The 25,765-nt window shown below is 71.3% G+C and carries 24 protein-coding genes and 1 pseudogene; 17 read left to right on the top strand and 8 right to left on the bottom strand.

Features of this window, described 5'->3' with window-relative positions; translation table 11 throughout:
• Positions 1-22: 22 nt before the first annotated feature.
• Complete coding sequence (locus tag BMY40_RS02990; RefSeq protein ID WP_093654998.1) at positions 23-868, top strand: phosphatase PAP2 family protein; 846 nt, start codon at positions 23-25, stop codon at positions 866-868.
• A gap of 135 nt (positions 869-1,003) precedes the next feature.
• On the opposite strand, the gene BMY40_RS02985 is transcribed toward BMY40_RS02990, so the two are convergent.
• From BMY40_RS02985 to BMY40_RS02980, 3 genes and pseudogenes are all read right to left on the bottom strand, one after another.
• Positions 1,004-4,087, bottom strand: a complete 3,084-nt coding sequence (locus tag BMY40_RS02985; RefSeq protein WP_093654996.1) for a bifunctional [glutamine synthetase] adenylyltransferase/[glutamine synthetase]-adenylyl-L-tyrosine phosphorylase — start codon at positions 4,085-4,087, stop codon at positions 1,004-1,006.
• Between the two features lie 73 nt (positions 4,088-4,160).
• A pseudogene (locus BMY40_RS27395) lies at positions 4,161-4,247 on the bottom strand (glutamine synthetase); the annotation flags it as partial.
• 610 nt (positions 4,248-4,857) lie between these two features.
• Positions 4,858-6,483, bottom strand: a complete 1,626-nt coding sequence (locus BMY40_RS02980; protein WP_093654994.1) for an ATP-binding protein — start codon at positions 6,481-6,483, stop codon at positions 4,858-4,860.
• A gap of 384 nt (positions 6,484-6,867) precedes the next feature.
• Here BMY40_RS02980 and BMY40_RS02975 point away from each other — a divergent pair, with 384 nt between their 5' ends.
• The 15 genes from BMY40_RS02975 (at position 6,868) to BMY40_RS02910 (ending at position 18,571) form a co-directional block, all read left to right on the top strand.
• Positions 6,868-7,617, top strand: a complete 750-nt coding sequence (locus BMY40_RS02975) for a transposase family protein (RefSeq protein WP_093654992.1) — start codon at positions 6,868-6,870, stop codon at positions 7,615-7,617.
• Between the two features lie 172 nt (positions 7,618-7,789).
• On the top strand, positions 7,790-8,527 hold the full coding sequence (locus BMY40_RS02970) for a GntR family transcriptional regulator (protein ID WP_093654990.1): 738 nt from the start codon (positions 7,790-7,792) through the stop codon (positions 8,525-8,527).
• Positions 8,528-9,218: 691 nt separating this feature from the next.
• Complete coding sequence (locus BMY40_RS02965) at positions 9,219-9,482, top strand: DUF6284 family protein (RefSeq protein ID WP_093654988.1); 264 nt, start codon at positions 9,219-9,221, stop codon at positions 9,480-9,482.
• Positions 9,479-9,748 carry a hypothetical protein gene (locus BMY40_RS02960; RefSeq protein ID WP_093654986.1) on the top strand — a complete coding sequence of 90 codons (270 nt, stop codon included), beginning with the start codon at positions 9,479-9,481 and terminating at the stop codon, positions 9,746-9,748. Before BMY40_RS02965 ends, BMY40_RS02960 begins: the two co-directional genes overlap by 4 nt.
• Positions 9,745-10,635, top strand: a complete 891-nt coding sequence (locus BMY40_RS02955; RefSeq protein ID WP_093654984.1) for a hypothetical protein — start codon at positions 9,745-9,747, stop codon at positions 10,633-10,635. The genes BMY40_RS02960 and BMY40_RS02955 overlap by 4 nt, the downstream gene beginning before the upstream one ends.
• Positions 10,632-10,949 (top strand): hypothetical protein, encoded by a 318-nt coding sequence (locus BMY40_RS02950; RefSeq protein WP_093654982.1) that lies wholly within the window; start codon positions 10,632-10,634, stop codon positions 10,947-10,949. Before BMY40_RS02955 ends, BMY40_RS02950 begins: the two co-directional genes overlap by 4 nt.
• Positions 10,950-11,055: 106 nt before the next feature.
• Complete coding sequence (locus tag BMY40_RS02945; RefSeq protein WP_093654980.1) at positions 11,056-11,322, top strand: hypothetical protein; 267 nt, start codon at positions 11,056-11,058, stop codon at positions 11,320-11,322.
• A gap of 70 nt (positions 11,323-11,392) precedes the next feature.
• Positions 11,393-11,596: a hypothetical protein gene (locus BMY40_RS02940; RefSeq protein ID WP_093654978.1), complete on the top strand. Its 204-nt coding sequence runs from the start codon at positions 11,393-11,395 to the stop codon at positions 11,594-11,596.
• A gap of 17 nt (positions 11,597-11,613) precedes the next feature.
• Positions 11,614-11,937 (top strand): hypothetical protein, encoded by a 324-nt coding sequence (locus tag BMY40_RS02935; RefSeq protein ID WP_093654976.1) that lies wholly within the window; start codon positions 11,614-11,616, stop codon positions 11,935-11,937.
• Between the two features lie 86 nt (positions 11,938-12,023).
• Positions 12,024-14,138, top strand: coding sequence for a cell division protein FtsK (locus BMY40_RS02930; RefSeq protein WP_245769802.1), 2,115 nt, complete (start codon positions 12,024-12,026; stop codon positions 14,136-14,138).
• 133 nt (positions 14,139-14,271) lie between these two features.
• A complete protein-coding gene (locus BMY40_RS27880; protein WP_177213845.1) occupies positions 14,272-14,421 on the top strand; it encodes a hypothetical protein in 150 nt (49 codons plus the stop codon).
• Between the two features lie 93 nt (positions 14,422-14,514).
• Positions 14,515-15,423: a bifunctional DNA primase/polymerase gene (locus BMY40_RS02925; protein ID WP_093654974.1), complete on the top strand. Its 909-nt coding sequence runs from the start codon at positions 14,515-14,517 to the stop codon at positions 15,421-15,423.
• A gap of 187 nt (positions 15,424-15,610) precedes the next feature.
• The gene (locus BMY40_RS02920; RefSeq protein WP_093654972.1) at positions 15,611-16,855 is read left to right on the top strand and encodes a DUF3631 domain-containing protein; all 1,245 of its coding nucleotides are present in this window, start codon (positions 15,611-15,613) and stop codon (positions 16,853-16,855) included.
• A gap of 141 nt (positions 16,856-16,996) precedes the next feature.
• Positions 16,997-17,218 carry a helix-turn-helix domain-containing protein gene (locus BMY40_RS02915; protein WP_093654970.1) on the top strand — a complete coding sequence of 74 codons (222 nt, stop codon included), beginning with the start codon at positions 16,997-16,999 and terminating at the stop codon, positions 17,216-17,218.
• 87 nt (positions 17,219-17,305) lie between these two features.
• Positions 17,306-18,571: a tyrosine-type recombinase/integrase gene (locus tag BMY40_RS02910; protein WP_093654968.1), complete on the top strand. Its 1,266-nt coding sequence runs from the start codon at positions 17,306-17,308 to the stop codon at positions 18,569-18,571.
• A gap of 75 nt (positions 18,572-18,646) precedes the next feature.
• Here BMY40_RS02910 and glnA read toward each other — a convergent pair whose 3' ends face one another.
• From glnA to BMY40_RS27875, 3 genes are all read right to left on the bottom strand, one after another.
• Positions 18,647-20,008 carry a type I glutamate--ammonia ligase gene (gene glnA / locus BMY40_RS02905; RefSeq protein ID WP_093654966.1) on the bottom strand — a complete coding sequence of 454 codons (1,362 nt, stop codon included), beginning with the start codon at positions 20,006-20,008 and terminating at the stop codon, positions 18,647-18,649.
• A 96-nt stretch (positions 20,009-20,104) separates the two neighbouring features.
• Entirely contained in the window at positions 20,105-20,737 is a 633-nt protein-coding gene (locus BMY40_RS02900; protein ID WP_093654964.1) for a GNAT family N-acetyltransferase, read from the bottom strand.
• Between the two features lie 77 nt (positions 20,738-20,814).
• Positions 20,815-21,021: a PDDEXK family nuclease gene (locus BMY40_RS27875; RefSeq protein WP_093654962.1), complete on the bottom strand. Its 207-nt coding sequence runs from the start codon at positions 21,019-21,021 to the stop codon at positions 20,815-20,817.
• An 80-nt stretch (positions 21,022-21,101) separates the two neighbouring features.
• Here BMY40_RS27875 and BMY40_RS02890 point away from each other — a divergent pair, with 80 nt between their 5' ends.
• Positions 21,102-22,856 carry an NAD+ synthase gene (locus BMY40_RS02890; RefSeq protein ID WP_093654960.1) on the top strand — a complete coding sequence of 585 codons (1,755 nt, stop codon included), beginning with the start codon at positions 21,102-21,104 and terminating at the stop codon, positions 22,854-22,856.
• 112 nt (positions 22,857-22,968) lie between these two features.
• Here the strand turns inward: BMY40_RS02890 and BMY40_RS02885 are convergent, their stop codons facing one another.
• On the bottom strand, positions 22,969-24,237 hold the full coding sequence (locus tag BMY40_RS02885; RefSeq protein WP_093654958.1) for an MFS transporter: 1,269 nt from the start codon (positions 24,235-24,237) through the stop codon (positions 22,969-22,971).
• Positions 24,238-24,489: 252 nt separating this feature from the next.
• Complete coding sequence (locus tag BMY40_RS02880; protein ID WP_093654956.1) at positions 24,490-25,536, bottom strand: endonuclease/exonuclease/phosphatase family protein; 1,047 nt, start codon at positions 25,534-25,536, stop codon at positions 24,490-24,492.
• Positions 25,537-25,765 lie beyond the last annotated feature (229 nt).

The raw sequence follows: 25,765 nt of genomic DNA, 5'->3' as shown, positions 1-25,765 counted from the left end.
GATTCTGGCAGACTGACGCACCATGGGGGCTCCGATCGCGAGGACGACAGAAGAAGCCAGAGTGACCACTGTCGCTCCGGCAGATGAACGCACGGTTGTTCCGGCTCCGCGCCGCACCGTCTCGCAGCGCATCCGCACGCCCCGCCGGCCCCGGATCTGGTTCGAGATCACGCTGATCGCGGTCAGCTACTGGACGTACTCCATGATCCGCAACGCCGTGCCGGAGCAGGAGGCGCAGGCCCTGCGGAACGCCGACTGGCTGTGGGAGGTCGAGCGCGCCCTCGGCATCGCCGTGGAGCAGTCCCTCAACCACGCGGTCAACGGCGTCACATGGCTGATCGTGACGATGAACTACTACTACGCCACACTGCACTTCATCGTCACCATCGGCGTCCTGGTCTGGCTCTACCGCAGACACCCGGGCCGCTACGCCGCCACCCGCACGGTCCTGTTCGCCACCACGGCCGTCGCCCTGCTCGGCTACTACCTCTACCCCCTGGCCCCGCCGCGGCTGATGGAGAGCGTGCACTTCATCGACACCGTCAAGGTCCACGGCACCTGGGGCTCGATGGCCTCGGGCAACATGGCCAACGTCTCCAACCAGTACGCGGCCATGCCGTCGATGCACATCGGCTGGTCCGTGTGGTGCGGCATCACCCTCGCCCTGCTGGCGGCACCGCTGTGGGTGAAGATCCTCGGCTGGCTCTACCCGGCCCTCACCCTGGTGGTCATCGTCTGCACCGCCAACCACTTCTGGCTGGACGCGGTGGGCGGGCTGGTCTGCCTGGGCATAGGCTTCGCGATCTCCTGCGCCTGGTACGGCGCACCGGCCCACCGCCTCCCCCGCCTGGTCCCCGCGTCCCCCTAGCCCTCACCGCGAGGACGACACGGGAACACCCCCCGCGCCCGGCCACCGGCGGAAGGCGGACCGGCCCCGGCCCCCGCACGCACCCGGCCCCCACCGCACCCACCACAAGCGCACCCGCCACCAACGGCGGAGCCCTCACTCCACCCCGTAGAACAACCGGTCCACCACCGCACGGGCACGGCGCGTGATACGCCGGTAGTCCTCCAGCATCTCGCCCACGTGCCCCGGCTCGTAGCCGAGGTAGCGGCCGACGGCGGCCAGCTCGCGCGCCTCGGAGGGGAAGGTGTCGCCGGGCCGGCCGCGCACCAGCATCACCCCGTTGCGCACCCGGGTGGCCAGCAGCCACGCCTCGTCCAGGGTCGCGGCGTCCTCCTCGCCGATCAGCCCGGCCTCCCGCGCGGCGGCCAGGGCCGCACGGGTGCGGGTGGTGCGCAGCCCCGGCACCTGCGCACCGTGGCGCAACTGCATGAGCTGGACCGTCCACTCCACGTCCGACAGCCCGCCCCTGCCCAGCTTGGTGTGGGTGGTGGGATCGGCGCCGCGCGGCAGCCGCTCGCTCTCCATCCGCGCCTTGAGGCGGCGGATCTCCCGCACCGCGTCCTCCCCCAGGCCGTCCTCCGGATAGCGCAGGGGGTCGATCAGCTCGACGAAGCGGCGGCCCAGGTCCGCGTCGCCCGCCACCGGCTCGGCCCGCAGCAGCGCGTGCCGCTCCCACACCTGCGACCAGCGGCGGTAGTAGGTCCCGTAGGAGGCCAGCGTGCGCACCAGCGGGCCGCTCCTGCCCTCCGGCCGCAGATCGGCGTCGATGAGCAGCGGCGGGTCGGAACTGGGGAGCTGGAGGAGGCGGCGTATCTCGCCCGCGACGGCGAGCGCCGCCTCGCCGGCCTCCCGCTCGTCCACGCCCTCGCGCGGTTCGTGGACGAACAGCACGTCCGCGTCGGAGCCGTAGTTCAGCTCGCGGCCCCCGAAGCGGCCCATGCCGACGACGGTGAAACGGGTGGGCAGGGTGTCGCCCCAGCGGGCGTCCACCGCCGCCCGCAGGGCGCCGGCGACGGTGGCGGCGTTCAGGTCGGACAGCGCCTCCCCCACCCGGTCCACGGCATCCGCCGTGCCGTCGGCGCCCGACGGCGCGCCCTCCGCCGCGCTTCCCGCACCGCTCCCCGAAACGCCCTCCGGGCCGCCCTCGCCACCGCCCCCGGCCTTGTACGCGCCGATGACATCGGCGGCGGCGGTACGGAACAGCTCGCGCCGCCGTACCCCGCGGACGGCGGTGACGGCCTGCTCGGGCCCCTCGGCCCGGCCGACGGCCGCCAGCGCCTCCTGGGTCAGCGCCTCCCGCCCGCGCGGCCGCAGCCCGCCCGGGTCGCCGAGCAGGGCGACGGCCTCGGGGGCGCGCAGCAGCAGGTCGGGGGCGAGCCGCCCGGCCGACAGCACCCGGGCCAGGTTCTCCGCGGCGGCCCCCTCGTCCCGCAGCAGCCGCAGGTACCAGGGCGTCTGGCCGAGCGCGTCGGAGACCTTGCGGAAGCCCAGCAGTCCGGCGTCGGGGTCGGCGGAGTCGGCGAACCAGCCCAGCAGCACCGGCAGCAGGGTGCGCTGGATGGCGGCCTTGCGGCTGACCCCGGAGGTCAGCGCCTCCAGGTGGCGCAGGGCGGCGGCCGGATCCGCGTAGCCCAGCGCCTCCAGGCGCTGCCCGGCGGCGCTGGCCGACAGCCGGATCTCGCCGGGCGCGAGCTGGGCGACGGCGTCCAGCAGCGGCCGGTAGAAGATCTTCTCGTGCAGCCGCCGCACCACCGCGGCGTGCCGCTTCCAGGCGCGGGTCAGCTCGGCCACCGGGTCCTGGCGGAAGCCCAGGGAACGGCCCAGGCGGCGCAGTTCGGCCTCGTCCCGGGGCATCAGATGGGTGCGGCGCAGCTTCTGGAGCTGGATGCGGTGCTCCAGGACGCGCAGGAAGCGGTACGCGTCACCGAGCGCGGCCGCGTCCTGGCGGCCCACGTACCCGCCCGCCGCGAGGTCGTCGAGCGCGGCCAGCGTGGTGGGGCTGCGCAGGGCGGTGTCACTGCGCCCGTGGACGAGCTGGAGGAGCTGGACGGCGAACTCCACGTCGCGCAGGCCCCCGGGGCCGAGCTTGAGTTCGCGGTCGAGCTGCGCGGCGGGGATCCCGGCGACCACGCGGCGGCGCATCTGCTGCACGTCGGTGACGAAGTTCTCCCGCTCGGCGGCCTGCCACACCATCGGGGCCAGGGCCTCGGTGTACTCGCGGCCCAGTGCCAGGTCGCCGGCCACCGGGCGGGCCTTGAGCAGTGCCTGGAACTCCCAGGTCTTGGCCCAGCGCCGGTAGTACGCCAGATGGCTGGACAGGGTGCGCACCAGCGGGCCGTTGCGCCCCTCGGGCCGCAGGTTGGCGTCCACCGGCCAGATGGTGCCCTCGGCGGTGGTGTCGGAGCAGATCCGCATCATGCGCGCGGCGAGCCGGGTCGCGGCGCGCAGCGCCTCGCCCTCCCCGTCGCCGCCGTCCCCGGCCGCCCCGCCGGCTCCCCCGGCGGGCTCGGCGACGAAGACGACGTCCACGTCCGAGACGTAGTTCAGCTCGCGGCCGCCGCACTTGCCCATCCCGATCACGGCCAGCCGGCACGCCCGCGCGTCCCCCGGCTCCTCGCGCCCGGCCATCGCCAGGGCGGCGCGCAGGGTGGCGGTGGCCAGGTCGGCCAGTTCGGCGGCGGTCTCGTCGACGGTCGTGGTGCCGCAGACGTCGCGGGCGGCGATGGTGAGCAGGGCGCGGCGGTAGGCGACGCGCAGTTCGTCGGGACCGTCCGCGCCGGCGAGCGCGGCCTCGAACTCCTCGACGCCCGGGTGGAGGTCGGCCGTCTCGTAGGAGTGGAGGGCCTGCCAGTCGTCCGGGTGGCCCGCGAGGTGGTCGCCGAGCGCCTCGGAGGCGCCCAGCACGCCCAGCAGCCGGTCGCGCAGCGGCTTGGCGGCCAGCACGGTGCCCAGCAGCGTCTGCCGCGCGGCGTCGTCCGGCTGGGCCTCCACCAGCCGGACGAAGGACAGCAGCGCCTGGTCGGGGTCGGCGGTGGCGCCGAGCGCGTCGAGCAGCACCGCGTCGTCCCGCACCCGGGCCAGGGCGGGCGAGTCCAGCAGGCGGCCGGCCGCCCCCGGATCGGTGAACCCCTGCCGTACGAACCGTCCGAACCGGCTGTCCCGCCGACCGCCCTGCACCACCGTGGCCTTGCCTCTCGCCGCTGCCGCCGTACCGCCTGCCGTACTGCCCCGCGTCCCGCGGGGCGCGGACCCGCTACAGCACCGGCAGGTTCTTGCGCAGCTCGAACGCGGTGACCTCCGAGCGGTACTCCTCCCACTCCTGCTTCTTGTTGCGCAGGAACTTGTGAGCCACCCTACGGTTCTGCGCGAGGCCCCGCACGAGCCGCTACGACCAGCCATCGTACGGTCGTCGTTGGTCGTTGTCGGCTACCCCGGGCCGTCCCTCGACGGCCCAGAGACGGCCCACCGACACGCGCAGACCAACCGACTGCCGCCTTACAAGTTCGATCACCGGGCTGCGTGGCCAGCCCGGCTCTCACATCTCCAGCAGCTCTTGGTCTTCCTGCGACTCCCTCGGTCTGCTGCTGTCCGGGAACGTTGATGTCGACTGGTGATGTCACCACGCTTCATCACCACTTTAGGGGAGCGGCGGGGTGACCTGAGGGCTGAACTGCGGCTTTGCTGGCCGAGGAAGCGGGTGACCACTCGACCGCCGGGCACCGGTGTTGATCGTGGCTGACGCCTGCATCTGGCACGGCTGTGGCACGAACCTCAGCCGACGACAGTCAGCCACGACGGCGGGTGCGCCGACCGACCAGGCGCGCGTGTCTCACTGCACCCCTACGGGCATCAGCCACGCCGTCGATGTTGTCAACTAGAGCAGGACACGACGGAGCGCCGGAAAGGCAATACGAACCCTTGATTCTACAGGAAGCCCGACTTTCGAAATATTAAGCCGAGCTTTGGCCGCAGCATCTTTTATACTTCAGTCCACTACCGCAAGAGCATGGCCTATTTCGGGTCGGCCCAATGGCGACCCTTCGAGCCTTCAACTTTTTGGTAGTTTTCAGAGTGTCACTCGCAGGCAGAGTTTTCTGTCCTGTATCGCCTTCCGGCGGAGTCGCCACACCCTCCCGCGCTAGAGAAATGTCGGCTTTGCTGGTGTCGGCGTCGGTTTCAGTAGGCGGCACTTTGCGCCAAGCGGACTTATTGCCTCGCTTTCCCGGAACCATTTCGATTTTTCCGGCTTTGCGCAATGCGTAGAAAACGTCCTTCATGCTGTTTTCGGAACTGATGCCCGTGAGACTCCGCCCTGTGGAGTTAGTGATCTCCTCATGACTGTCCAGGTACTCCATGACGATCTCATGAGGGCGGGCAAGAGGCGTGTGCCCGAGTTCCACTACAAAGTAGTTTCCCTCAATCGAAAAAACCGGAGACTGTAGCTTAGCCTCAGCCATCTTTGCGACGACTGTACGCAACCCCTCGCCGATGTCCTTGTTCGGCGGATCCGGGTACTTATTGAGCAAGCGCACAATCGTTGGATTCCTGGAAAATCGATCTTGAAGCAGGTTATCCAACGTCATGCTTCCCGGCAGAGGTCCAGGGCTGCGAACCTCGACTCGATCATCGAATACATATACGAGGATGTCGTCAGAGATGTTGTAGTCACGATGGATTACCGCATTCACGATAATCTCTTTCAATACTTCCGGCGGGTACTTCACAGGCGTCATTTCCCCGCTGGGCTGAAGTACCGAAACTGACTCGATTAGGTTAGTAACCGCAGAGATTGTCTCTTCGATTACCACCCGAGCCGGCCCCTCGATCGTGAGAGGAGTAGTTGCCAGGTGTTCCCGGCGCGGCTCCCTGTTCTTAGTGTTGTATCGCGCGATCTTAACCGCGCAGCGCTTAGGAACAACGGCAGGCGGTGATTCTGCGTAGAGGATCCCTGCGGACACCTTCGCGGCGCCTGAGTCCCTGTTTATGAGGCGCTGCTTCCGGACGAAGATATCAGGTGGCGTAGATGGACTGTACGACCTTAGGAAATAAGCCAGTTCGTCTTCGACGATTAGGTCTTCCTTGTCGTAGTCAGCAAGTAGTTGGTCCTCGTACGTGCGGGCACCTTTTGCTAGACTCAGGTCCGTGACTGCCTGGCCTGTGATTGAGAGGGTAGCCGCCCCGCGTCGAACATAGACCTTTTTGTCTGCAGCAAAATGGACGCTTTCACTTTTTCGGATGCCGACCAGGCATGCCAACCCTTGACCTTCACGCCCCTCGATACTTAGATACTCGATTGAGTAAGGAACGGGCGGTTCGATATCACGGGCAAGCGCTTCAAGTACTATTGTCGCATCTTCAATACTGCCGTACCCCTGCCACCTATCCAGGCCGACGGCTTGTTTTCCCTTATCTTCGATCCCGACGATAAATTCCCCGCCGTCTGAGTTGGCAAGGCCCGCCGCAATCTTCTGGATTACGGTTCCCTTGCTTTGCGCGCTTTTGTGATCCCAAAAATGCGATTCCTCGCGCTCGATGAGTGCCAGAGCGTCTGACGCAGGGATGGTCCGCTTCTCCATGTGGAGATTGTAGGAGATGTTCCGTCAGCTGTGGCCAGACTGAGACAAGTTGCAAGCTTCACCTGCTCGCCAGTGGTTCTAGAGCCGCAGGCTAACCAGAGGCAGCGACACGGGCCATCCGGTCTCAACGGGCAGATCGCTGGTAGCCCGGCACGGGCGTCGGCTGGGCTGGAGCGGGGCGGAGACAGGAGCGCAGGCCCGGCGGGGAGCCGGGCCGCGCGCGGTGAGCGGAGCGAGTCGCCTTGATCCCGCAGAGAAGGTTGTTACTGAGCTCTTTCAGAGTGGCCACTGATCGGGTGACCGGCTGGCGTCCCGCAACGCACAAGGCTCCTGTGCCGTTGAGAGAGGTGTTCGACGTCTCAACTCATCAGCTCAGGAGCCTCGTTGGTTCCCTATCCTGCCTCACTCGACCTGCCGCACGCCCTGGTCGAGTGGGTCACCATGCTCATCGTCACCCGTGAGGATGACCGCCGCTGCAAGCTCCGGCCGCATCAGCGTGCTCTCGTCGCCCTGATCTACCTCCGCCGACATGACCCGCTCACACACATCGCTGCCGGCTTCGGCATATCCGTCGGCACCGCCCACGCCTACGTCACCGCCGTCGTCGGCCACCTCGCCCGCCGGGCGCCCGGCCTACTGCGGGTCCTGCGGGAAGCCGATCCCGATCACGTCCTGCTCGACGGAACACTCGCCGAGTGCGACCGGGTCGGCGACAGCCGGGCCGACTTCTCCCAGAAGCACCGCCGCCACGGCGTGAACGTGCAGGTCGTCGCCGATCCTGCGGGCAAGCTGCTGTGGATCTCGCCCGCCCTGCCCGGCCGCGTCCACGACCTGACCGCGGCCCGCACCCACCGCATCATCCGGATCTGCGAACGCCAGGGCGTGCCCGTCCTCGCCGACCGCGCCTACCTCGGGGCCGGCTCCTGGGTGACCACACCGATCAGGCGCCTTCCGCACCAGGACCTCACCGCGACCCAGCGGACGATCAACCGGGCCCTGTCGGCGACACGAGCACCCGTCGAGCGGAGTGTCGCGCGACTGAAGTCCTGGCGCATCTTCCGCAGAGCTCGCTGCAGTCCCAACCGCATGACCGCCATCGCCGCCGCCGTCCTCACCCTGGAGAGACAACGATGAAAGAGCTCACTCACTCCGGCCGTGGTGTCGAGCTGGGGCCTGTGTCGTCGGGTCTCTACCTCATCACGGGCTTGTGCTCATGCAGCTCACCGGACGACGCCCCACACGAAACGGTTCTGGAACTTCTGTGCCAAGGTGGAGGGGAAGCACCCTAGGGAAGTGAGGGCCGTTGATGGCAGAGAGCGCCAGGCAGATCGCCGATGAGCTGCGGGATCGCATCCAGTCGGGCGAGCTGGCTCCCGGTGCCCGGCTTCCTGGTGAGCCGGCCCTAGTACGCGAGTACGGCGTGGCCAAGGAGACCGCCCGCCGGGCATTGACACTGCTGGTCACCGAAGGGCTGGCCGTCCGCAGGCGGGGCAGTGGGACGTACGTGCGGGAGTTCCGGCCGATCCGGCGGGTCGCCAACCGCCGCCTCGCCCAGGAGGGCTGGGGATCCGGACGGTCCATCTGGGCTGCGGACCTGGGTGAGCGTCCCCTCTCGGTCACCGATCTGAAGGTCTACGAGACGACCGCACCCGACCATGTGGCGCGCGTACTGAACTTGGCCGAAGACACCCCGGTTGTGATCCGCGACCGGGTGTTCGTGGTGGAGGGTGAGCCGGTCCAGGCCGCCACCTCCTACCTGCCAGCCGAGTTGGTGCGCGACACCGCGATCGCCCAGCCCGACACCGGGCCCGGCGGCACCTACGCACGTCTGGCGGAGCTGGGGTTGAAGCCCGTCCGCTTCACCGAGGAACTGCGGGCCCGCATGCCCAGCCAGGCCGAGGCCGAGCGGCTGCACCTCGCGGAGGGGACGCCGGTAGTGGAGATCTGGCGCACCGCGTTCACCGAGGACGACCGTGCCATCGAGGTGAACAAGATGCTGCTGGACGCAGGCGTCTACGTCATGGAGTACCACCTGAACAGCTAAGACTGTCCGCAGCCACCCCAGGGAGCCCGCTTCAGGCGGGCTCCCTTTTCTACGTCCTGAACCCGGACCGGTTGACCTCCCTAGGGATGTTGCCTATAAATATCCCTAGGGAGATCCACGCATCCCTGACAGCCTTCTTTGGGCTGCTCAGAGCATGCGTGTGCCTTCTCAGAGCCTCCGGACCACCCGGAGGTGAGGGACCCGGACCCCTTGGCAACCGGAGGGCTGAGACCGAAAGGTCGCGTCTCCATATGCCTGAAACGGGAGCACGCTCCCGAAGGAGACCTCTGCAGTAACCGCAACCTCTTCCGCAGCGCCTCAGCGCGCTGCGGCCGGTTGCCTCCTCCGCCCGTCCAGTCCCTTTGGGCTCTACGGGCGGGGCGTGGGGGAGCCGGAATCCGCCGACTCCAACGAAGACGCGCCGCCCGAAGCTGCAACTCCGGGCGGCGCCTTACAGGCACCTGAACCGGAGGCCCCTGTGAGCACGAGTCTGACAGACGCGGAGCGGGGCGAGCTGTCCCGCAAGAACGCCGAGGCGAACAAGCGCAGCCAGGACGACGCCTGGGCGCGCGGCGGCCGCTGAACCGGCCTCTGAACGCCCCTGCTTTCCGCTGAACGGCCCGCGGCCCCGGTGCTGCAACACCGGGGCCGCCTTGCTGGGCCATCCCACCCGCTAGGGAGATCACGACCCATGACGCACATCGCTGCACTACAGGCGGTTGTTACCGCCGATCCGGCCGACCAGGAGCCGTCGGCCGCCGAGCTGGACGCGATCGAGCACGAGATGCCGCTGCTTCTGGCGGAGGTCGAGCTGCTGGACGCGCACATCACCGTGCTGGACCGGGTGCCGTCCGAGCTGGACGCCCGCCGCCTGCGCCGGGCCCGCCGCCGGGTGCTGGCCGCCCGCGCCGCGCTGGCCAACCGCGGCTCCGGCCGCCTGGAGGTGGGCGCGTGAACACCCCCGAGATCCCCGCCCCGGTGCGCGAGCTGCTGGCCGCCGTGCTGGAGGCCATCGACCTGCCGTACCCGGCCACCATCGGCGACTCCGAGCGGTACCGCGAGATCCTCGAACGCCGCGCCATGCACACCGCGATCACGCTGCGGAACGTGCTTCACGACCGGCCGCTGATGGACGTCGCGTGGGACACCGAATACCTGCGCGAGCGGCTGGCCGAGCACCCGCCGACCGGCTACCGGCACACCGGCGGTGAGGGCCGGTGAACGCCCTCTCGCGTGAGCAGAAGACCGTCCTCAGCATCGCCGGGGCCCTGATGCTGGCCACCGGAGTGGTCGGCGGATACGGCACCTACGCCAACATCAAGGCCGAGTTCGGCCGGGGAGCGACCGCCGCGGGCATGGTCGCGGCCGGGGAGGGCGCCACGCTGGTGCTCGCCCTGGTGATGGTCGGCGTCACCCTGCTGGGGCAGGCCGCGCCGGCGCCGGTCCGCATCGGCCTGTGGCTGGCCCCGGTGGTCGCCTCGGTGGTGGGGCTGTCCGTCGCCGACGACGGCACCGAGGCGGTCATCTACGGCGTCTCCCCGATGGGCATGTGCGTGGCCGCCGAGGGGCTGGGGTTCCTGGCCCGGCGGATCGTGGTCTACCGCACCGGCACCGACGCCGAGGCGCAGCGGCGCAACGCCGAGGCCGTGCAGCAGCTCGCCTACCACCGGGCGGTGGCCGACGGGCACCCGGACGACAAGGTCCGCGGCAAGGCCGAGAAGGCCGCGTGGAAGCTGGCGCGGAAGGTCGGTGTCGGGGACCTGGAGCTGGGCTCCCGGCTGGTGGCCGTGCAGCGCGAGCGGCTGACCGGCGGCGCCGACGCCGCCCTGGCGGGCATGTTCGGCACCGCCGTGGCCCGGCCCGAGATGACCGGTGAGGTGACCGGCGAGGTGTCGGAGGTGACCATCGCGCGGGCCGACACCGGGCGGACTGAGCCGGTCATGCCGCCGGTCGCCGAGCTGCGCAAGCGGGCCCGGAAGCTGCACCGGGAGGCGGTCAGGTCGACGCGGCGGCCGGTGACCATCAAGGCCCTGCAGGACGCGTTCGGCCTCTCGCGCCGTGAGGCGACCGAGCTGCGCCGCGAGGTGCTGGGGGAGGAGCGGTCATGAGCCACGAGATCGAGAAGGCCGCCGCCGACGCGGTCCAGGCCGCCCAGCAGTCGGAGCAGTACGCGCTGCTGCTGGCCGCCGCCCAGGCCCAGCAGCAGGCGCCGTGCCAGCACGCGCACCCGGCGCCGGCGCCGCGCCCGTCCAGCGCGGGGAAGTGGGTGGGCGCCGGGGTCGGCGGATCCGTCCTGCTACTCACCCTGGCCGTCTCCGCCGTCGCGGTCGCCGTCTCGGCCGTGGCGCTGACCGTGTGCCTGCTGGTGCTGCGGTCGGTGTGGCAGGACATCCGGGCCGAGCGGGAGCAGCGCCGTAGCTGACCGCTGCCCGCGGTGCCCGGACTGAGTGGCAGGACGTCACCCCGTCCGGGCGCCAAGGGGAGCGGCCAGCAGGCCGCCCGCCACCCATCACCTGAGGGAGAACCCGATGTTCGGACGTAGCAAGGCACGCCAGCAGGCCGCCCAGGCCGAGTACGACCGCAAGGCGACCGCCGCCATGGCCGAGCTGGGCGCCAAGTGGGAGCAGGAGGCCGCCCAGGCCCGCGAGGCCAAGTGGGACCGCATCGTGCGGAACATGACCGTCCGCGGCGAGGACCACGAAGGCCGCGACTACGCCATCCGGGCCCGCGAGAACGCCCGGTCCGAGGCCCGCGACGCAGAGACCCGCCGTCTGGGCGCCAAGTTCCGCATCTGACCACCACCGTCCCGGCCGGGCCCGCACCGCGCGGGCCCGGCCACCTCACCAACCCGAGAGGAGCCCACCGATGGGCCTGTTCCGCCGCACCACCTCCGCCCGCTCCGCCTACACCACCGAGCCCACCACCGACCCGGAGACCGGCCGGCCCGCGATCGGGCTGCGGTCCGGCATGACCGGCGGCCACATCGTCTCCCTCCACGCCACCCGCGCCGAGGCCGAGCAGGCCGCCGACCGGCTCGCCGCTCAGTGGGACACCCTCCGCCGCAACTGACCAGGAAGGAAGCCGCGATGAGCACACCGACCCGCATCTACACCCCGGCCGAGCGCCGGCGCCGGGCCGCCCTGGTCGCGCGCGGTGCGAAGCAGGCGTTCGCCGACGCCGTCGACTCGCGCATCCAGCGGCAGTTGGACGCCATCGACGCCGCGGCCGCCGACCGGGCCGCCCGCGAGCTGGCCGCGCTGCTGCGGCAGCTGGAGGACGCGAAGAACGAGCTGGCCACCGCCCGCGCGGCAGAGAAGGCCGCGGACCGGGTCGACCGGCAGGCCGCCAAGGACGCCCGTAAGGAGGCGGAGAAGCGGCTGCGCCGCTGCGAACGCGCGCTACGCCGATGAACCCCCGGGGCGGCCGCCTGAGCCTGCCAGCACCGTCGGCCGCCCCGGGCCTCCGTCCCCCGATCGGAAGACAGGAGACATCCAGCATGACCGACGCCACGGTCATCCCCATCACCAGCAAGACCCCACCGCCCCGGCTGCCGGAGCCTGGGCCGATCGACGACGGCCAGGAAGCCGACGAGCGGCGGCCGGTGCCGGTCGACGACCCCGGCCTGCCCGACCCGGAGGTGAGCAGCGAGCGGCGCCGCCCCATCGTGCCCGCCTGGCTGCGCAGCAAGCTCGAGTTCCTGACCACCGCCCGTCACGCCGGCGGCCGGGCCGGATACGCCGCGGCCTACCACGGCATCCGGCTGCCCTGGTACGGCGCGCAGCTCGCCGCGATGGCGCCGCGCGGCGCCGCCCGCCTGGTGCGCGAGACGGGCCGGTGGGTGTGGGACAAGGAGGCCGCACCGCTGCGCGCGGCCGCGGTGCGCGGCGAGGACTTCGACGAATACGCCCGTCTCGCCAAGCTGCGTAGCGACCGGGTGCGGCTGCGCGGCCTGGTCGTCGCCACCGCCGCCGTGTTCGGCACCGCCTTCGCCTGCGCCCTGTACGTCCTCGCCCCCGGGTGGCTGTACGCGGCCGCCTCGGCCGCCGTCCTCGCCCTCGGGTGGGCCGGCCAACCCAAGGACGCCCCCGTCATCGGCCCGGCCGTGCTCCGCACCGAGGTGGCCAAGCTCACCAGCGACATCGTGCTGCGCGGCCTGGACGCCATCGGCAACCCGAAAATCTCGGCCGCGATCAAGCGGGGCGGAGACATGAACGGGCTGCGGTTCACCGCCCCCATCGTCCGCGACGGGCCCGGCTACCGCGCCGACCTCGACCTCCCGTACGGCGTCACCCCGGAGGACATCATGGAGGCCCGCAAGCCGCTCGCCTCCGGGCTGCGGCGCAAGGTCGGCTGCGTGTGGCCCTCCCCCGACCCCGAGGAGCACGACGGCCGCCTGGTGCTGTGGGTCGGCGACAAGCCCATGAACGAGACCGCCAAACCCGCCTGGCCGCTGGCCAAGTCCGGCACCGTCGACCTGTTCCGGCCCGTGGTGTTCGGCAACGACCAGCGCATGCGGGACGTCACCGTCACGCTGATGTTCGCCTCGGTGGTGGTCGGCTCCATCCCCCGGATGGGCAAGACGTTCCTGATGCGGCTGCTGCTGCTCATCGCCGCCCTCGACCCCCGCGCCGAGCTCCACGCCTTCGACTTCAAGGGCACCGGCGACTTCGGCGCCCTGGAGCCGGTCTGCCACCGCTACCGCGCCGGAGAGGAGGACGAGGACCTGGAGTACGTGGTGGCCGCGCTGCGCGAACTGAAGGACGAGCTGCGCCGCCGCGCCAAGGTCATCAAGGGGTTGCCCCGGGCCCTGTGCCCCGAGTCCAAGGTCACGTCCGCGCTGGCCAGTGACCGGCGCTACCGGCTGCACCCGATCGTGGTCGGCCTGGACGAATGCCAGGTCGCCTTCGAGCACGCCGAGTACGGCCCGGAGATCGAAGCCATCTGCACCGACTTGGTCAAGCGCGGTCCGGCGCTGGGCATCGTGGCGATGTTCGGCACCCAACGCCCGGACGCGAAGTCCCTGCCCACCGGCATCAGCGCGAACGCGGTGCTGCGGTTCTGCCTGAAGGTGATGGGCCAGCCCGCCAACGACATGGTGCTGGGCACCAGCATGTACAAGGCCGGCTACCGGGCCACCATGTTCTCCCGCTCCGACCGCGGCATCTGCTGGATGGCCGGTGAAGGCGACGAACCCCGCATCGTCGCCTCCGCGTTCGTCGACGCCCCTGCCGCCGAGCGGATCGTCACCCGGGCCCGGAAGCTGCGCGAGGAGCTGGGGAACATCACCGGCCACGCCATCGGCGAGGAACCCGACGACCGCGCACCGGAGTTCGACATCCTCGCCGACGTCCTGGCCGTCGTCCCGGCCGACGAGGACAAGGCGTGGTGCGAGCGGATCGCCGCCCGGCTGGCCGAGCTGCGCCCCGACGTCTACGACGGCTGGACCGGCCCCCAGGTCACTGCCGCCCTCAAGCCGCACGGCATCACCACCGCCCAGGTGTGGGGCACCGACGACCGCGGCGAGGGCAAGAACCGACGCGGCATCGCCCGCGCGGAGGTGGCCGCCGCCGTCGCCACCCGTGACGGCAAGAAGACCGCGCACCGCCGCTAGACCTAGCACCCCGCGCCGCTAGGTCTAGCACCCCCGCTAGCGCCCCAAACCGCCGCTGACCAGCGAACTAGCCCCTAGCAGCCCACCGGCCCGCACCCACCGAACCCCGCCCAGACAAGGAGTCGAGACCCCGATGCTCGCTGCTAGCTCCGCCATCCTGCTCTGGCTCATCGCCTACGCAGCGTTGTGCGCCGCCCAGCCGTTCACCCCGGCCGGGAAGGCCCGGCTGGGCCGCCGCGCCTGGACCGCGCTGCGCCGCACCGCCCGCGCCGGCCGCCGCTGAGCTGTCCAAGACTCCGGGGCGGTCGCCTCTCGCCAAAGACCGCGACCGCCCCGGTTCTCCCATCTCCAGCAAGAGACTCAGGAGGTTTCCAGCATGACCCAACCCGTCCCCGAACGGCGAGCGGACGCCCTGCTGTCCGCCGCCCTGGCCGCCGCCGAGCGCGGCTGGCACGTCTTCCCCCTCCGCCCTGGTGGCAAGCGGCCGGCCCTGCACGGCCAGGCTCGGTGCCCCCGGACCGGGGAATGCGCGGCCGGACACCGCAAGTGGGAGCAGCGCGCCACCACCGACCCCGACCGCATCCACGCCGCATGGTCCGCGGGCCCGTTCAACGTCGGCATCGCCACCGGCCCGTCCGGCCTGGTCGTCGCCGACCTCGACACCCCCAAGAACAGAACGGACGCGCCTGGCGGCGCGGCGACCTTTCAGGCGCTCTGCGAGCGCGCCGGGCAACCCGTCCCCGCCACCTACCGCACCCGGACCGCGAGCGGTGGTGAGCACCTGTACTTCGCCGCCCCGCCCGGCATCCGGCTGCACAACACCGCGGGCACTCTTGCCCCGCTGATCGACACCCGCGCCTGGGGCGGTTACGTCGTCGCCCCCGGCAGCGTCACCGACACGGGCACCTACGAGGTGGTGGACGCCGCTCCGGTGGCTCCGCTGCCCGGCTGGCTGCTGGACGCCCTGCGCCCCGCTCCAAGGCCCGCAGGGCCGGTCTCCGTGGCGGTAACGGCTCTGTCCGGCCGCTACGCCGAGGCAGCGTTGCAGAACGAGACCGCGACCGTCGCGACGGCCCAGGAGGGCGGGCGCGAGGCCGCTCTCTTCCGGGCCGCGCGCGCTCTGGGCCGGTTCGTCGCGTGGGGCGACCTCCCCCGGCATGTGGTGGAGAACGCTCTTCAGCAGGCGGGCGAGTCGACCGGACTGCCGCCGGCCCAGTGCCGCTCCACCCTGCGCAGCGCGCTCAACTGGTCCATCGCTCACAACCAGCAGCGGGGGACGGCATGAACGCCCCCGCCCGCTCCCTGCTGAAGAGCACATCCGCCACCGCCCCCGGCCCGCAGGCCGCCGAACCGGCCGCACTCACGGCGGCCGAGGGCGCCCCGGGAAACGTCGGCCGCAGGCCGTCCTCTTCTGCCCTTCGCCCTGACCCGCAGTTCGGCCGCCACCGCACCACCGAAAGGACCACCGCCGCATGACCGGCACCGCCACACCCGCTCCGGCCATTGACGGGGCCGAGCTGCTGAACGAGATCGAGCGCTTCCACCGGCGCTTCAACGCCTTCCCCACCGAAGCGGCCTACGTCGCCGTCACCCTGTGGGACGCCCACGCGCACCTGCTGGACGCCTTCGACTCCACCCCCCGCATCGCCTTCCTCTCCCCCGAACCCGGCTCCGGCAAGTCCCGTGCACTGGAGATCGTGGAAACCCTGGTGCCGCAGCCGATGGTGGCCGTCAACGCCTCGGCCGCCGCCCTGTTCCGGGCCGTGTCCGGCATGGACGGGCGGCCCACCATCCTCTTCGACGAGATCGACACCGTCTTCGGCCCCAAGGCCGGAGACAACGAGGAGCTGCGCGGCTTCCTCAACGCCGGGCACCGCCGCTCCGGGGTCACCTACCGCTGCGTGGGCGACGGCGCCAACCAGTCCGTGCAGGCCTTCCCGTCCTACTGCGCGGTGGCCGTGGCCGGCCTCGGCTCGCTGCCGGACACGATCCTGACCCGCTCGGTCATCATCCGCATGCGCCGCCGCGCCCCCAACGAGCGCGTGGAGCCGTTCCGCCAGCGCATCCATGAGAAGGAAGGCCACGCCCTTCGCGACCGGCTCGCCGCCTGGGCCGAGCAGGTCCGCCCGGCCGTGGAAGGCAAGTGGCCGGACATGCCCCAGGGCATCACCGACCGGCCCGCCGACGTCTGGGAGCCCCTGCTCACCATCGCCGACGCCGCCGGCGGAACCTGGCCGCAGCGGGCCCGCGCGGCCTGCGTGGAACTGGTCAACGCCGCCGCCGAAGACGACAAGGCCTCCCTCGGCATCCGGCTGCTGACCGACCTGCGCGACCACGTCTTCCAAGGGGCCGACCGGATGCCCACCGCCGTCATCCTCGAATGCCTCAACGCCATCGAGGACGCCCCCTGGGGCGACCTGGGCGGCAAGCCCCTCACCTCTCGCGGCCTGTCGCGGATGCTCGGCGAGTACGTCACCGGGGACAACAAGCCCATCAAGCCGCGCCCCATCCGCACCGCGTCCGGAGTCCCCAGGGGCTACTACGCCGAGGACCTGGCCGACGCCTGGACCCGCTACTGCCCCCCGCCCCCTCCAAAGTCCGCTACATCCGCTACAGCCGCTACACCGCAGCTCACAGATGGTGCGGATGTAGCGGATGAGGCGGCCAGCATCCGCTACATCACCCCGGCTTCCGCTACCACCGCCCGCTCCGCGTAGCGGCACCTATCCGCTACATCCCGCGCATCCGCTACAGAAAACAGGCCCCTGACCTGGGCTGTAGCGGATGTAGCGGATGTAGCGGACCTACGGGGAGAGGGCCTCTCTCCCTTCCCGGCGCCACGGAGGAGAGATCACCGCATGGCATCCGCCACCACCGCGCTGCGGGCCGGACTCCCGGACCGCTACCTGACTCCCGACGACATCGCCAGGTTGTTCGGCGTCCCCCTGGAGACCGTCTACGCCTGGCGCAAGAAGCGCACCGGCCCACCCGGATTCCGGGTCGGCAAGCACCTGCGCTACGACCCCGTAGCCGTCCGCAACTGGGCCGCCGAGCGCATGGCCACCGACACGGCCGCCTGAGCACCCACAACCGAGCACATCGCCGCGGGGCGGAACCCTCGCCGGTCCCGCCCCGCGGCGCTCCCATGAAGGGACCACGCACACCGCATGGCAGGTCACATCCAAGACCGCTGGTACAAGACCGAGTCCGGCCCCGACGGCAAGCCCCGACGCGTCAGAACGAACCGCTACGGCACCGGCATGCGCTACCGCGCCCGCTACGTCGGCCCTGACGGCACCGAGAAGTCCAAGTCCTTCCCCGACCGGCAGAAGCGCCTTGCCGAGCAGTGGCTTGCCCACATCGAGGCCGACATGTCCCGCGGGCACTACATCGACCCGGCCGTCGGCCGGACCACCTTCCGGCAGTACGCCGAGAAGTGGCTCACGGCGCAGACCACCGACATGACGACGCGCACGGCGGTCGAAGTGCAGCTCCGTCGACACGCCTTTCCCTATCTCGGGTCCCGGCCGCTGGGCTCTTTCCAGCCCTCCCACATCCGCGACTGGCTGAGCACCCTGGAGCGCGCACTCCCGGTCTCCTCGTACCGGCGCGTCATCTTCAACAGCGTCTCAGCCGTCCTGAGCGCGGCCGTGGACGATGGCCACCTCACGAAGAACCCGTGCCGTGCCCGCACGGTACGGGCCCCTCGGCCGTCTCCTCCCCGCGTACAGCCCTGGACCGCTGAGCAGGTGTTCGCCGTCCGGGCCGCGCTGCCCGAGCGCTACCGCGCGATGGTCGATGTCGGGGCAGGCTGTGGTCTGCGGCAGGGGGAGATCTTCGGACTCCCGGTGGACGAAGTGGGGTTCGACACCGGATGGCTGCGCGTCGCCTGTCAGGTGAAGGTGGTCAACGGCCACCTCGTCTTCGGCCCGCCGAAGCGCGGCAAGGAGCGTGACGTACCGCTGCCCGAGCACGTAGGGCACGCCCTGAAGCGGCACCAGGACGTGCACCCGCCATCCGAGGTCACGCTTCCGTGGCTACGGCCGGACGGTCAGCCGGTGACGAAGCGGCTGTTCTTCTCCCTGTCCGGTGGCGGAGCGGTCCGCCGGACCGACTTCAACACCCGGGTGTGGAAGCCCGCCCTTGCAGCGGCCGGGATCCTCCCGCAGCCCGAGGAAGGCGAGCGGTACGAAGCGGCGCGCGAACACGGCATGCATGCGCTACGGCACTTCTACGCGTCGGTGCTGCTGGACGCCGGGGAGAACATCAAGGCGCTGAGCACGTACCTCGGTCACTCCGATGCGGGCTTCACGCTGCGGGTGTACACGCACCTGATGCCGAGCAGCGAGAGGCGTACGAGGAGGGCCGTGGACAGCGTGTACGAGAGCGCCGTTTCACCGCCGGACGGCCCACAGACGGCCCAGGACGGGTGAAGTGGCTCAGGGCCAGCGGCGTACGGCCGCTGGCCCTGAGTGCTGCTGTAGCTGGAAACCCTTTCTGACCTGCGCTTACAGCACCGGCAGGTTCTTGCGCAGCTCGAAGGCGGTGACCTCGGAGCGGTACTCCTCCCACTCCTGCTTCTTGTTGCGCAGGAAGAAGTCGAAGACGTGCTCGCCCAGGGTCTCGGCGACCAGCTCGCTGCGCTCCATCAGCGCGATCGCCTCGCCCAGGTTCTGCGGCAGCGGCTCGATGCCCATCGCGCGGCGTTCGGCGTCCGACAGGGCCCACACGTCGTCCTCGGCGCCGGCGGGGAGTTCGTAGCCCTCCTCGATGCCCTTCAGCCCGGCGGCGAGCAGCACCGCGTAGGCCAGGTAGGGGTTGGCGCCGGAGTCCAGGGAGCGGACCTCGATCCGGGTGGAGCCCATCTTGCCGGGCTTGTACATCGGCACGCGGATCAGCGCGGAGCGGTTGTTGTGCCCCCAGCAGATGTAGGAGGGCGCCTCGCCGCCGGCGCCCGCGGTGCGCTGGGCCCCGCCCCAGATGCGCTTGTAGGAGTTGACCCACTGATTGGTGACGGCGGAGATCTCCCCGGCGTGCCTGAGCAGCCCGGCGATGAAGGAGCGGCCGACCTTGGAGAGCTGGTACTCGGCGCCGGACTCGTGGAAGGCGTTGCGGTCGCCCTCGAACAGCGACAGGTGGGTGTGCATCCCGGAGCCGGGGAACTCCGAGAACGGCTTGGGCATGAAGGTCGCCTGCACCCCCTGCTCCAGCGCGACCTGCTTCATCACCAGCCGGAACGTCATGATGTTGTCGGCCGTCGACAGGGCGTCGGCGTACCGCAGGTCGATCTCCTGCTGCCCCGGGGCGCCCTCGTGGTGGGAGAACTCCACCGAGATGCCCATCGACTCCAGCATGGTGATCGCCTGGCGGCGGAAGTCCTGGCCGACGTGCTGCGGGGTGTGGTCGAAGTAGCCGGAGGAGTCGGCCGGGGTGGGCCGGGTGCCGTCCACCGGCTTGTCCTTGAGCAGGAAGAACTCGATCTCGGGGTGGGTGTAGAAGGTGAAGCCCAGGTCGGAGGTCTTGTTCAGGGCCCGCTTGAGGACGTAGCGGGGGTCGGCGTAGGAGGGGGAGCCGTCCGGCATCAGGATGTCGCAGAACATCCGCGCGGTGCCGGGGGCCTCGGCGCGCCAGGGCAGGATCTGGAACGTGCTCGGGTCGGGCTTGGCGATCATGTCGGACTCGTAGACACGGGCGAAGCCCTCGATCGCGGACCCGTCGAAGCCCATGCCCTCGTCGAAGGCCTGCTCGAGCTCCGCGGGCGCGACGGCGACGGACTTCAGAAAGCCCAGGACGTCGGTGAACCACAGCCGGACGAACCGGATGTCGCGCTCCTCGAGCGTCCTGAGCACGAATTCCTGCTGCTTGTCCATGGTCACCCATCCTCGCTGGTCAGACGGCCCTCCCCCGTACCGCCCGGGAAAGGAGCGGCCCGCACACCAGTATCACGGTGAGGGGTTACCGTCACATTACGCCGACCCGGTCTCCGTGGACCTGCCCAGATAGGTGAGCGGGCCGGGATCGGCCACCGCCAGCTCGCGGAATCCGAGGCGGTCGTAGAAGCGCCGTGCGCCGGTGTTCGCCGTCAGCATGCCCAGGTGGACGCGCCCGGCCCCCTCCCGGCGCAGGGCGTCCAGCAGCGCGCGCATCAGCGCCCTTCCGTGCCCCGCGCGCTGGTACGCGGGGAGGATGTCGATGTGGAGGTGCGCCGGGTGGTCGGCGAGTTCGGGCAGCACCATCCGCTCGGGGGTGTACAGCAGCTCGGTCATCCGCTCGTCCGGCGTGACCGGTTTCCGCGCCCTCGGACGCCTGCCGACCACGCGCGGCAGCCACTCGCGCCGGAACGCCTCGGCGAACGCCGCGGTGTCGGCGGTGCCGACGGCGTACCCGACCGCGCGCCCGCCGTCGTCCAGCACGAAGGCCAGGTGCGGCCCGAGCCACACGTACGGCCCGGCGAAGAGGTCGCCCATCAGGTCGGGGTCCCGGTAGATGCCCCGCGCGTCGCCGCCCGCGTCGGCGGTGCGCACGCACACGTCGTACACCGCCTCCCGGTCCTGCGGCCGGTACGGCCGTACGAACGGCCCGCCACTGTTCCGGCTCACCGAGGCCTCCTTCCATCCGCACTGGGAGCGCTCCCAGTGTGGCCGCACGGGCCCCTCACGACAACCCTCCGGAGCCGTTACCCCGGCCCCAGCACCCGGTCCACCTCCAGCGTCACCGGCGCGCCCACCGACTCCGGCAGCGTGAAGGACTCCCCCGGCGGATGCGCCGCGTGCACCCGGTACTCCCCGTACTCCGGCTCGGTCAGCACATGCACCCGGCGGTTGCGGCGACCGGCGATGACGCAGACGGGGATCCCGGCGATCGCACAGGCGGCGACCTTCACACGAACGGGTGCGACACGCGGTATCCCGGCCGATCCCCCGCCTCCCGGGATCGCGTCAGTACGACGATTAGACTGACCGTGTGCCTCAGCTACGACTCGCCCTGAACCAGATCGACTCCACCGTCGGCGACCTCGCCGGGAACGCGGACGCGGTCGTCCGCTGGACGCGGCACTCCGCCGAGCAGGGGGCGCACCTCGTGGCGTTCCCCGAGATGATGCTCACCGGCTACCCCGTCGAGGACCTGGCCCTGCGCCCGTCCTTCGTCCAGGCCAGCCGGTCCGCCCTCACCGCCCTCGCCGCCCGCCTGGCCGACGAGGGGCTGGGCGGGCTGCCCGTGGTCGTCGGCTACCTCGACCGGGCGGAGGAGGCCCAGCCCCGCTACGGCCAGCCCGCCGGCGCGCCCCGGAACGCCGCGGCCGTCCTCCACGAGGGCGAGGTCGTGCTGACCTACGCCAAGCACCACCTTCCCAACTACGGGGTCTTCGACGAGTTCCGCTACTTCGTCCCCGGCGAGACCCTGCCCGTGATCCGGGTGCACGGCATCGACGTGGCCCTGGCGATCTGCGAGGACCTCTGGCAGGACGGCGGCCGGGTGCCCGCCGCCCGCGCCGCCGGGGCGGGCCTGCTCCTGTCCGTCAACGCCTCCCCCTACGAGCGCGACAAGGACGACACCCGCCTGGACCTGGTGCGCCGCCGGGCCCGCGAGGCGGGCTGCACCACCGCCTACCTGGCCATGGTCGGCGCCCAGGACGACCTGGTCTTCGACGGCGACTCGATCGTCGTCTCCGCCGACGGCGAGGTCGTCGCGCGGGCGCCGCAGTTCGAGGAGGGCTGCGTCGTCCTCGACCTCGACCTGCCCGCCGCCGCGCCCGAGCCCCCCTCAGGCAACGTCTCCGACGGCCTGCGCATCGACCACCGCACCCTCTCCGCCTCCCCCCTCCCCCCGTACGAGCCGCAGGTCACCGGGGCCGAGGCCCCCCGCATGGACGACGACGAGGAGATCTACACCGCCCTCGTCACGGGTCTGCGCGCCTACGTCCTGAAGAACGGTTTCCGCTCGGTGCTCATCGGGCTGTCCGGCGGCATCGACTCCGCCCTGACCGCCGCCATCGCCTGCGACGCGATCGGCCCGGAGAACGTGTACGGCGTCTCCATGCCCTCGCGCTACTCCTCGGAGCACTCCAAGGAAGACGCGGCCGAACTGGCCCGCCGCACCGGCCTCAACTTCCGCACCGTGCCGATCGTCCCGATGTTCGACGCGTACATGGAGTCACTGCACCTCACCGGCCTGGCGGAGGAGAACCTCCAGGCCCGGCTGCGCGGCACCCTGCTGATGGGCCTGTCCAACCAGGAGGGCCACATCGTGCTCGCGCCGGGCAACAAGTCCGAACTGGCGGTCGGCTACTCGACCCTCTACGGCGACTCGGTCGGCGCGTACGGCCCGATCAAGGACGTCTACAAGACGACCGTCTTCCGCCTCGCCCGCTGGCGCAACAAGGCCGCGGCCGAACGCGGCGAGACCCCGCCGATCCCGGAGAACTCCATCTCCAAGCCGCCGAGCGCGGAACTGCGCCCGGACCAGGTGGACACCGACTCCCTCCCCGACTACGACGTCCTGGACCGGATCCTGGAGCTGTACGTGGACCTGGACCGGGGACGGGAGGAGATCATCGCCGAGGGCTTCGACAAGGAGACCGTCACCCGCGTCCTGCGCATGACGGACACCGCCGAGTACAAGCGGCGGCAGTACCCGCCGGGCACGAAGATCTCCGCGAAGGGCTTCGGCAAGGACCGCCGCCTGCCGATCACCAACCACTGGCGCGAGACCGGCTGACGCGGGCCCCCGCGACGGCGGGCGCCCCACCACCGGGGCGCCCGCGCCGCACCCGGGGAACGGCGGGACCCGGACCTCACCTTCCGCACCCGCACACCCGCCGGCTCCGGCCTCAGCGGACCCGGTCGCCGGCCTCGCGGCCACCCGCCTCGCGCGCACCCGCCCCGCGAGCCACCACCCGCGACCGCCGCCCGGTGGACGTCCCCCGGTCCAGCACCCCCGCCACCACGGCGATCACCAGGCCCGCCACCGCCAGGGCGGCGCCCACCAGCGCCGGGGACGTCCATCCCCAGCCCGCCGCGATGGCCGTGCCGCCGGCCCACGCGCCGCCCGCGTTCGCCAGGTTGAACGCGGAGTGGTTGGAGGCCGCGGCGAGCGTCGGCGCGTGGCGCGCCTTCTCCATCACGAGCATCTGCAGCGGCGTGGTGGTCATGAACCCCACCGCACCGATCACCACCACGGTCGCCATCGCCGCCCACGGCACGTGGACCGTGAACCGGAAGGCCACCAGCACCAGCGCCAGCGCGCCCAGCGCCCCGTACAGCGTGGGCCGCAGCGCACGGTCGGTCAGCGGCCCCGCGGCCAGTGCCCCCAGCGTCATGCCCACACCGAAGAGCGCCAGCACGACCGTGACCGACGACTCGGCCATCCCGGTGACCTCGGTGACCATAGAGGCGAGGTAGCTGTAGAGGGCGAAGACGCCCGCGAACCCGAAGACGGCCGTCAGCAGCCCGAGCAGCACCTGCCGGTCCCCCAGCGCCCGAACCTCGCGGCGCAACTCACGGACCGCGCCACCGGCGCCGGCGTCCCCCGCCCCACCGCCGCGCCGTTCCAACGGCAGGTGCGGCACCAGCGCCGCCAGCGCCCCCATCGCGACCAGCCCGATCACGGTGACGACCAGGAAGGTCGCGCGCCACCCCAGTTGCTGCCCCAGCGCCGTACCGCCGGGCACGCCGACGATGTTGGCCACGGTCAGCCCCAGGAACATCGTGGCCACGGCCCGCGCCTGCCGACCCTCCCGCACCAGGCGGGCGGCGACGACCGCGCCGACCCCGAAGAACGCGCCGTGCGGCAGCCCGGCCAGCACCCGCCCGGCCAGCAGCGTGCCGTATCCGGGAGCGAGGGCGGAGGCGAGGTTGCCGATGGTGAACAGTCCCATCAGCGCGATCAGCATCCGCCTGCGCGGAACGCGGACCCCGACCGCGGCCAGGAGCGGGGCGCCGATGACGACGCCGATGGCGTAGGCGGAGACGAGATGGCCGGCGGTGGGCACGGAGACGCCCAGGTCGTCCGCGACGTTGGGCAGCAGGCCCATCATCACGAACTCCGTGGTGCCGATCCCGAAGGCCGCGACCGCCAGGGCGAGCAGGGCCAGGGGCATGGGAGAGCCTTTCGACGCGAGGGGTGGATGCGCAGCGGGACGGAGAAACGGAGTCGGTGTGCTCCGGATGCGACCAAGTCTCGCAGTCTTTTTGTTCCTAGACAAAACAAATAGGTGACAGCCGTGCTACAAGCAGCGGACGGCCCGCCCCACACGGGGCGGGCCGCCCTCCGGAAGCCAAGGGCCCTCCGCGGCCGAACCCGGAACCGGAACCGACCCGGGCGCTCGCCCGCCCCGGCCCGCCCCTCAGCTCTACCAGCGCACCGACGCCGCCAGCGGCAGGTGGTCACTGGCGGTCGGCGGCAGCGTCCACGACGACACCGGCTCGACCCCCTTCACCATGATCTGGTCGATCCGGGCCATCGGGAACGACGCCGGCCAGCTGAACCCGAACCCGTCGCCCGCCGCGCCCTGCGTGGAGCGCATCTGGGATGTGACGGACGCCAGCGCCCGGTCGTTCATCGTCCCGTTGAGATCGCCGAGCAGCACCACCCGTCCGACGGGCTCCGCCACGATGGCCTCGCCCAGCAGGTCGGAGGCGACATCGCGCTGGCGGGCGGTGAACCCCGCCTCGAACTTCACCCGCACCGACGGCAGGTGCGCGCCGTACACGGCGACGTCCCCCTTCGGCGTGGCGACGGTGGCGCGCATCGCCCGCGTCCAGCCGATCCCGATGTCCACCGGCCCGGCGTCGTCGATCGGGTACTTGCTCCACAGCCCGACCGTGCCCTGCACCGTGTGGTGGGGGTAGGCGTCCGCCAGCGCCTTCTCGTACTCCGCCACCGACCGGCCCGGCAGCTCCTGGAGGGCCAGCACCTCGGCGCCGCTGCGCGCCAACTGCCGCGCGGTACCGGCGGGGTCGGGGTTGTCGGCGTTGACGTTGTGGGTGACCACCGTCAGGTCCCCGCCGGTGCCGCGCTTGTCCGTGACCAGGCCGCCGAACATGTCCACCCAGACCACCGCGGGCAGCAGCAGCGCCACCAGCGCGGTGGCCGAGCGGCGCAGCAGCGCGGCCAGGAGCAGCAGGGGGATCGCCAGACCGACCCACGGCAGGAAGGTCTCCAGCAGGCTGCCCAGGTTGCCGACCCGGTTGGGCACCCTGGAGTGCAGCGCCATCAGCAGCGCGACCAGCACGGAGAACAGCGCGAGCAGCAGGCCGCGGCGCCACCGGCCCTCACCGCCCAGCCGGGCGATCACGCGCCGGAACCGGACGGCGGAGGAGGGGGCGGGACCAGGGCGCCCGTCCACCTCGCCCCGCGCCGTCTCCGACTCCGCCTCGGTCATGTACGCCCGTGCCATCCGCCGTCCTCACTTGCCGTCGTCGCGAGGCCGCCGCCCCGGTCCGGCGTCCCGGGTGGCGGCCGGTCTTGCTTGCTGGGCGCGCCGGCCGCACCGGGCGGCCCGTACGCCTGTACGTCTGCCAGGACGAACGCGGTCCTGCGGCGGGTTCCTGACCTTTCGGCAGCACCCGCCACTGTAACGAAACACGCACATTCCGGCACGGCGCACAGACCCGCGTGCGCGCACG

The sequence above is a fragment of the Streptomyces radiopugnans genome, assembly GCF_900110735.1.
Classification (GTDB): domain Bacteria; phylum Actinomycetota; class Actinomycetes; order Streptomycetales; family Streptomycetaceae; genus Streptomyces; species Streptomyces radiopugnans.
This window is presented reverse-complemented; position numbering and strand designations above follow the sequence as displayed.